We start from the raw sequence: 7,339 nt of genomic DNA, 5'->3' as shown, positions 1-7,339 counted from the left end.
GGCTCGCGATGAGCCACGGGGCATCCGTTTCGATCTGGTGACGCGGGTCACCTCAAGGGGGAAGCGCTCGAGCGAGCGCGACCACTTACTTGAGGGTGACGGTCGCGCCGGCCTCCTCGAGGGCGGCCTTCGCCTTGTCGGCGGTCTCCTTGTTCGCGCCCTCGAGCACGGCCTTGGGAGCACCGTCGACGACGGCCTTGGCCTCGCCGAGGCCGAGCGAGGTGAGCTCGCGGACGACCTTGATGACCTGGATCTTCTTCTCGCCGGCAGCCTCGAGGACGACGTCGAAGGAGTCCTTCTCCTCGACCTCTTCAGCAGCAGCGCCGCCGCCAGCGGCAGCGGGGCCGGCAACGGCGACCGGAGCGGCCGCGGTGACCTCGAAGGTCTCCTCGAACGCCTTGACGAACTCCGAGAGCTCGATGAGGGTCAGGCCCTTGAACTGCTCGAGCAGCTCTTCAGTGGACAGCTTCGCCATGATTTTTCTCCTTAGATTCTTGGTTACTCACCGCTTGAGAGGCTCGCGCCTACGCAGCGGACTCCTGCTTCTCACGCAGCGCGTCGACCGTGCGAACGGCCTTCGACAGCGGTGCGTTGAACAGATATGCGGCTCCGAACAGCGAGGCCTTGAAGGCACCGGCGAGCTTCGCCAGCAGCACTTCACGGGACTCGAGGTCGGCGAGCTTGCCTACCTCTTCGGCGGTCAGGGGCTTGCCATCGAAATAGCCGCCCTTGACCACGAGGAGGGGGTTCGCCTTGGCGAAGTCACGCAGGGCCTTCGCGACGGCGACCGGGTCACCGTGCACGAATGCGATCGCGGAGGGACCGGCGAGCTCGTCGTCGAACGACGAGATGCCGGCGTTGTTCGCCGCGATCTTGGTCAGCGTGTTCTTCACCACGGCGTAGCTCGCGTCCTCACTGATGGACTTGCGCAGCGTCTTGAGCTGCGCAACAGTGAGGCCGCGGTATTCGGTCAGCAGAACGGCGGTCGAGCTCTCGAACAGGTTCGTGAGTTCGGCAACCGAGGCTTCCTTGTTCGCCATGGCCACTCCTTGTGAATTCAACGCGCACCGCGGAAGCGGTGCACGGCTTGGGAGCGCTGGAAGCTCAGAGCGTCGAGCAAAAGAAAAGAGCTCCGGCGCAGTTGCGCGGAGCTCGGCCCGAATGAACGGGAAGTCTTCGTCACACCTGCGCGGGCACTTGCTTTCGCAAGACTTCGGTCGACTCGCCCCGTGAATGAACTCGGTGCGCGCACGACAACCAGCGGTCTTCGGCTCCGACAAGGCTAACGGATGCCGCGCCCTCCGCCAAATCGGCCGGGCCGGGCTCATCGCCAACCGTCCGCAGGCCCGGGCGTCCGATGTCCGAGCGCCCTACCATGATGGTGCTTCAGTGCATCATCCCCCGATGCGGCGCTCCACGCGAATCGCGACTGTGCCCACCGTGGGCGTCGTGCCGCGATCAGCGAGGCATCCCGTCGGCGCCCTTGAACGAAGGAACCGATCATGAACAGCGACAGCGCCGCCGGACGGGTCCCCGAGGGCCCCACCGGCCGGCAGATCATCACGTTCGCCCCGGTGGACGACGCGACGGCGACGCGCGAGCTCCGCGACGTCGCCGGCCTCGACGTCGGCAGGGCTCGCGGCCTCGATGACCCGGCGGCGGTGGCGACGGGTGACGTGTACCTCGAGGAGCTCCGGATCGCGATCGTCGACTCCGTGCCCGACCAGCTGGGCGCGCTCTCGCGCGCGGTCCGCGACCCCGGGAGCCCGATCCTCGCGGTGKAACCCGAGGTCTACGTGTATCCGTTCAACAGCATCGAGGCTGCGCCGACGGCGACGGGGCACGACGCCGCTGCCGACACGGATGACGACGAGGTCGATGCGGCCGAGACGTACGCCGACACCGACACCTATGCCTGGGGCCTCAAGGCCGTGCACGCGGTGCCGCCGACCCTGGCGACCGCGCCGTGGGCAGGGGCGGGGATCAGGATCGCCGTGCTCGACACGGGCATCGATCTTGGGCATCCCGACTTCGCGGGTCGCGTGATCGCCGCCCAGTCCTTCATCCCCGGGCAGCCGGTGCAGGACGGCCACTCGCACGGCACGCACTGCGCCGGCACCGCGGCCGGACCGAAGACGCCGCCGGGAACGAAACGGCGGTACGGCGTTGCACACGGCTCCCGGCTCCTGGTGGGCAAGGTGCTCAGCGACTCGGGCAGCGGGACCAGCGGCCAGATCCTCGCCGGCATCGACTGGGCCATCCAACAGGGCGCACACGTGATCTCGATGTCGCTCGGCTCGGCCGTCGCCGTGGGCCAGACGTATTACACGTACTACGAGCAGGCGGCGACCGCAGCGCTGAACGCCGGGTCGCTCATCGTGGCTGCGGCGGGAAACAGCGGATGGGCACCGGTGGGCGCGCCCGCCAACAGCCCGTCCGTCCTCGCGGTGGCGGCCCTGGACCAGGCGCTCCAACGGGCGCCGTTCTCGTGCGTCGGCCTGAACGGCAACGGCGGCGAGGTGAACATCGCGGCGCCCGGCGTCGCGACCTACTCCTCAGTGCCCGTGTCGAAGGGCTCGTACGGCGTCAAGAGCGGCACGAGCATGGCGACCCCCCACGTCGCGGGCGTCGCCGCCACCCTGGCCCGCAAGACCGGCCTGCGCGGGCGCGCCCTCTGGCAGGAGCTCGTGCGCACGGCGGTGCCGCTCCCCCTCTCCGCGCAGGAAGTCGGCGCTGGTCTCGCGGTCGTGCCGACCCGTCGGCGGCCCATCTGGGAGTACCAGCCGATGCCCTGGCGGCCCGGTCCGGTCATCGACCCGGGCCCGCTCGAGCCGAACCGGATCCCGTAGCGGGGCGACGATGCCCGAGCTGGCCGCTGCGAGGGGCGGCCGCGTGCACGTCAGTTCGCGGATGGTGGAGCGGCGGTCAGTGCCGCCCCCGATGCCGGATGCCGGATCGACGCTGAGACTGTGCGCAGTACGGGCGCTGCACCCCGACCCCGAGGCGCATCCGGCAGCTTCCGCGATCGAAGGAACACATCATGACGACAGAGACCGTCGCCGACCGCGTGCCCGAGGGGCCGACCGGACGACAGATCATCACGTTCGCGCAGGTGGACCCGGCAACCGCGGCTCGGGAGCTGCGGGACGTCGCAGGGCTCGACCTCGCGAACGCCCGCGACGTGGGCGCGTTCGGCACGCTCGAGGAGGTCGCCGGCGACGGCGTCTACCTCGAGGAGCTGAACATCGCGATCGTCGACTCGGTGCCGGAGCAGCTGGGCGCCCTCTCACGTGCGGTCGACGACTCGGCGAGCCCCGTGCTCGCCATCGAGCCCGAGGTGTGGGTGCACGCCCTCACCATGGAGGACACCCGCACGTTCGAGGACGTCGAGACCGGCGAGACCACGCAGGACGACGACGTCGACGCCGCGGAGGTCTACGCCGACACCGCCGCGTACACGTGGGGCCTGAGGGCCGTACGGGCCATCCCGCCGATCCTGCGCACCGCGCCGTGGTCGGGCACCGGCATGCGCGTCGCGATCCTCGACACCGGCATCGACCTGGGACATCCCGACTTCGCCGGACGCGTGCTGGCGAGCCAGTCGTTCATCCCGGGGCAGCCGGTGCACGACGGCCACTCGCACGGCACGCACTGCGCGGGCACGGCGGCCGGCATCAAGGTGCCGCCGGGCGGACAGCGCCGCTACGGCGTCGCGCACGGCGCCCGCCTGCTCGTGGGCAAGGTGCTGTCGAACTCGGGCAGCGGCACGAGCGGGCAGATCCTCGCGGGCATCAACTGGGCCATCCAGCAGGGTGCGACCGTGATCTCGATGTCGCTCGGCTCCTCGGTGAACGTCGGCCAGGCGCACTTCACGTACTACGAGCAGGCCGCGGTGGCCGCACTCAACGCCGGGACGCTCATCGTCGCGGCGGCGGGCAACGACGGCTGGGCCCCGGTGAACGCGCCAGCGAACAGCCCCTCGGTGCTGGCCGTGGCCGCGGTCGACCAGACGCTCCAGCGCGCGTCGTTCTCGTGCGTGGCGCTGAACGGCGGTGGCGGCGAGGTCAACGTCGCGGCCCCCGGCGTGGCGACGTACTCGACGGTGCCGGTGGAGAAGGGCTCCTACGGCGTGAAGAGCGGCACCAGCATGGCGACTCCGCATGTCGCGGGCATCGCGGCGACCATCGCCCAGAAGACCGGCCTGCGCGGCCGAGAGCTCTGGCGTGAGATCGAGCGCACCGCCCTGGCGCTGCCGCAGTCGGCGCAGCAGGTGGGCGCGGGCCTCGCGGTCGTGCCGACGCGGATGCTGAAGATCGTGGTGCCGACGCCGATCCCGTGGCGCCCGGGCCCGATCATCGATCCCGGCCCCATCCAGCCGCCCATCGACGTCCCGGCGCCGTGAGCGACCGGCGAACTCGGTGGTGAGACGGGGATGACGAAGGAAGGCCGGCGTCGCGTGCACGTCACGCTCGGCGGCGACCCCGAGGCGGCGAGGTCCGTGGAGGACCTCGCCGCCGCGGGCCTCGAGGTCGAGGAGCGCCTCGATGCCATCGGCGTGGTCACCGGCTGGGCCGATGACGAGACCCTCGAGCGGCTGCGCTCGATCGACGGGGTGACGGTGGAGGCGGAGCGCGGCGTGCAGCTGCCGCCACCGGACGCACCGGTGCAATAGCGCACGACGGGGTGCCCCGGGTCCCGCTGGGCGCCGTGTCGGAGGCCGGGAGTAGACCGGGGACATGGAGATCACTCACCTGAATCCCGCGTCGTCGTTCCGGAACCCCGCGTTCAGCCAGGGGGTCCTCGTCCGTGGCGCGTCGAACCTGTTGTACGTCGGCGGCCAGAACGCCACGGACTCGTCGGGGGCCATCATCGAGGGCGGCCTCGGGGCGCAGACCGAGCAGGCGCTGAGGAACGTGCTCGCCGTGCTCGCCGAGGCCGGCGCCGACCAGTCCAACGTGGTGCGCCTGGCGGTGTACCTCGTCGATGGCGAGTCGGTCGACGAGGGGTATGCCGCGTCGGCCAAGGTTTGGGGCATGAACCCCACGGCCCTCACCGTGCTCATCGTGCCGCGCCTCGGGCGGCCCGACGCCCTCGTCGAGATCGAGGCCGTCGCCGTCCTGGAGTGAGTTCCCTGTCGCGGCATCGATCGGGAATAGTTGACCCACGTCCAAAGTTGACTAAATACAACTACTTATATATAGTTGCTGAATATCAACTTTCAGGCGCCTGCCTCCACCATGCGGAGCGCCTCGCACGACGTAAGGGATCAACGTGACTTCTGTGGCAGACAAGCCGGCGACCGGGGCCGTTCCGGCCGTTCCGGCGCAACGCACCCCCCGCGAGGTGATCATCGCCATCTCGGGCCTCGTCGTGGCGATGTTCGTCGCCGTCATCTCCGGCACGGTCGTCTCGACCTCGATGCCGCTCATCATCGCCGACCTCGGCGGCGACCAGACCGCCTACACCTGGGTCATCACCGCGAGCCTGCTCGCCATGGCCGTCTCGACCCCGATCTGGGGCAAGCTCGCCGACCTGGTGAACCGCAAGGTGCTGCTCATGGCGGCGATCGGCCTGTTCGTCGTCGGCACGGCGATCGCGGGCTTCGCCCAGGACACCACGACCCTCATCGCCGTACGCGTGATCCAGGGCCTCGGCGCCGGCGGGCTCATGTCGCTCGTCATGATCCTCATCGCCGTCATCATCTCGCCGCGCGAGCGCGGCAAGTACATGGGCTTCGTCGGCGGCATCATGGCCGTCGCGACCATCGGCGGTCCGCTGCTCGGCGGCGTCATCACCGACGCCTGGGGCTGGCGCGCCAACTTCTTCCTTCCGGTGCCGCTCGCGATCATCGCGCTCATCGTCATCTCGCGCACCCTGCACCTGCCGGCCATGCCGAAGCGCGCGGTGAAGATCGACTACCTCGGCATCGTGCTGCTCGCCGTGGGCGTCTCGCTGCTGCTCGTCTGGGTGTCACTCGGCGGCAGCGAGTTCGAGTGGGACTCGATGACCAGCTACGTGATGATCGGCGTCTCCGCCGCCGCCATCATCGGCTTCATCATCACCGAGTTCTTCGTGCCCGAGCCCATCGTGCCGATGACGCTCTTCAAGAACCGCACCTTCACGCTCGCCGTGATCGCCTCGGTCGCGATCGGCGTCTCCATGTTCGCGACCAGCGTCTTCCTGGCCCAGTACTTCCAGCTCGCCCGCGGCGCGACCCCCACGGAGTCGGGGCTCATGACGATCCCGATGATCGTCGGCCAGATGGGCGCCTCGATCCTCATCGGCGCACTCATCAGCAAGTTCGGCAAGTGGAAGCGCTTCATGCTCCTCGGGTCGCTGCTCGTCGTCGCCGGCAGCTACCTCATGACGACGCTCAGCTACGACACCGACTACCTCTGGGTCAGCGTCTACATGATCGTCCTCGGCGCGGGCCTCGGCATGGTCATGCAGAACCTCACACTCGTCGTGCAGAACGACACGCCCGCCTCGCAGCTGGGTGCGGCGAGCTCGAACGTGAACTTCTTCCGCACGATCGCCGGCACCATCGGCGTGACGATCATGGGCTCGATCCTGGCCACCCAGGTCACCACGCACATCACGTCGGGCCTGAAGGGCTACACCCCCACCTCGCCCGAAGACGTCGAAGCCCTGAAGGGCCTCGCGGGCGGCGGCATCCCGCACGTCTCCGAGCTGCCCGACGGCATCCGCGTCATCATCGAGAGCGCGTACGGCAACGGCATCGCCGATGTCTTCTGGGTCGCCGTGCCGCTCGCGGTGCTGAGCGTCCTCGCGATCGCGTTCCTGCCCAACAAGGCGCTCTCGACGAAGACCTCGGCCGAGCAGCTGAAGGAGGAGCTCGAGCAGGTCGCGATCGACCTGGCCGAGGCCGAGATCGGGTCGCCCGTCACGTCGTCCATCCAGATGGTCGAGGAGGACGCCGAGGCCGAGCGTGCCGCGAAGGCTGCGAAGACCTCCTCCGAGTCCGCCCGCTGACATGACGCTCGCGATCGAGGTTCCCGACCGTACCGACGAGGCCATCGCCGACGTCGAGGAGCAGTTGAGCATGCTGTTCGGTCGCATCCGCACGGTCTGGAAGGAGTCGGCCGAGCAGGTGCATCCCGACCTGCAGCCGGCCGGCTACAAGCTCATCTCCGCGATCACCCGGCTGGGCACGACCAACGCGCACGTGCTGGCCGAGATGTTCGAGATGGACAAGTCCGTCGTGAGCCGCCAGATCCGAATGCTCGAGGAGCTCGRGCTCGTCGAGACGCGTCCCGACGAGACCGACGGCCGCGTGCGCGTGCTCGTCGCCACCCGGAACGCGCTCGACGCGCTGCAG

The 7,339-nt window shown here is 69.3% G+C and carries 8 protein-coding genes; 6 read left to right on the top strand and 2 right to left on the bottom strand.

Annotation, left to right across the window (positions count from 1 at the left end; genetic code table 11):
• Nucleotides 1–85: 85 nt before the first annotated feature.
• Nucleotides 86–475, bottom strand: a complete 390-nt coding sequence (gene rplL, locus AC1DY2_RS12215; protein ID WP_159603822.1) for a 50S ribosomal protein L7/L12 — start codon at nt 473–475, stop codon at nt 86–88.
• 49 nt (nt 476–524) lie between these two features.
• On the bottom strand, nt 525–1,040 hold the full coding sequence (gene rplJ, locus AC1DY2_RS12210; protein ID WP_130351776.1) for a 50S ribosomal protein L10: 516 nt from the start codon (nt 1,038–1,040) through the stop codon (nt 525–527).
• Between the two features lie 462 nt (nt 1,041–1,502).
• Here rplJ and AC1DY2_RS12205 point away from each other — a divergent pair, with 462 nt between their 5' ends.
• From AC1DY2_RS12205 to AC1DY2_RS12180, 6 genes are all read left to right on the top strand, one after another.
• Nucleotides 1,503–2,849, top strand: coding sequence for a S8 family serine peptidase (locus AC1DY2_RS12205; protein ID WP_476762676.1), 1,347 nt, complete (start codon nt 1,503–1,505; stop codon nt 2,847–2,849).
• A 191-nt stretch (nt 2,850–3,040) separates the two neighbouring features.
• A complete protein-coding gene (locus AC1DY2_RS12200; RefSeq protein WP_476762675.1) occupies nt 3,041–4,402 on the top strand; it encodes a S8 family serine peptidase in 1,362 nt (453 codons plus the stop codon).
• Nucleotides 4,403–4,432: 30 nt separating this feature from the next.
• Entirely contained in the window at nt 4,433–4,672 is a 240-nt protein-coding gene (locus AC1DY2_RS12195; protein ID WP_476762674.1) for a hypothetical protein, read from the top strand.
• A gap of 64 nt (nt 4,673–4,736) precedes the next feature.
• A complete protein-coding gene (locus tag AC1DY2_RS12190; RefSeq protein WP_476762673.1) occupies nt 4,737–5,126 on the top strand; it encodes a RidA family protein in 390 nt (129 codons plus the stop codon).
• 145 nt (nt 5,127–5,271) lie between these two features.
• Nucleotides 5,272–6,993, top strand: coding sequence for an MDR family MFS transporter (locus AC1DY2_RS12185; protein WP_476762672.1), 1,722 nt, complete (start codon nt 5,272–5,274; stop codon nt 6,991–6,993).
• A 1-nt stretch (nt 6,994) separates the two neighbouring features.
• A partial coding sequence (locus tag AC1DY2_RS12180) for a MarR family winged helix-turn-helix transcriptional regulator (RefSeq protein ID WP_476762671.1) occupies nt 6,995–7,339 on the top strand: 345 nt, incomplete at its 3' end.

The organism is Agromyces sp. P1_H4 (genome assembly GCF_056405255.1).
Note: the sequence above shows the minus strand (reverse complement) of the source record. Positions and strands in the feature narration are given on the sequence as shown.

Coding starts and splice junctions, on each gene's coding strand:
- rplL (WP_159603822.1), bottom strand. CDS start 475: ATGGCGAAGCTGTCCACTGAAGAGCTGCTCGAGCAGTTCAAGGGCCTG.
- rplJ (WP_130351776.1), bottom strand. CDS start 1,040: ATGGCGAACAAGGAAGCCTCGGTTGCCGAACTCACGAACCTGTTCGAG.
- AC1DY2_RS12200 (WP_476762675.1), top strand. CDS start 3,041: ATGACGACAGAGACCGTCGCCGACCGCGTGCCCGAGGGGCCGACCGGA.
- AC1DY2_RS12195 (WP_476762674.1), top strand. CDS start 4,433: ATGACGAAGGAAGGCCGGCGTCGCGTGCACGTCACGCTCGGCGGCGAC.
- AC1DY2_RS12190 (WP_476762673.1), top strand. CDS start 4,737: ATGGAGATCACTCACCTGAATCCCGCGTCGTCGTTCCGGAACCCCGCG.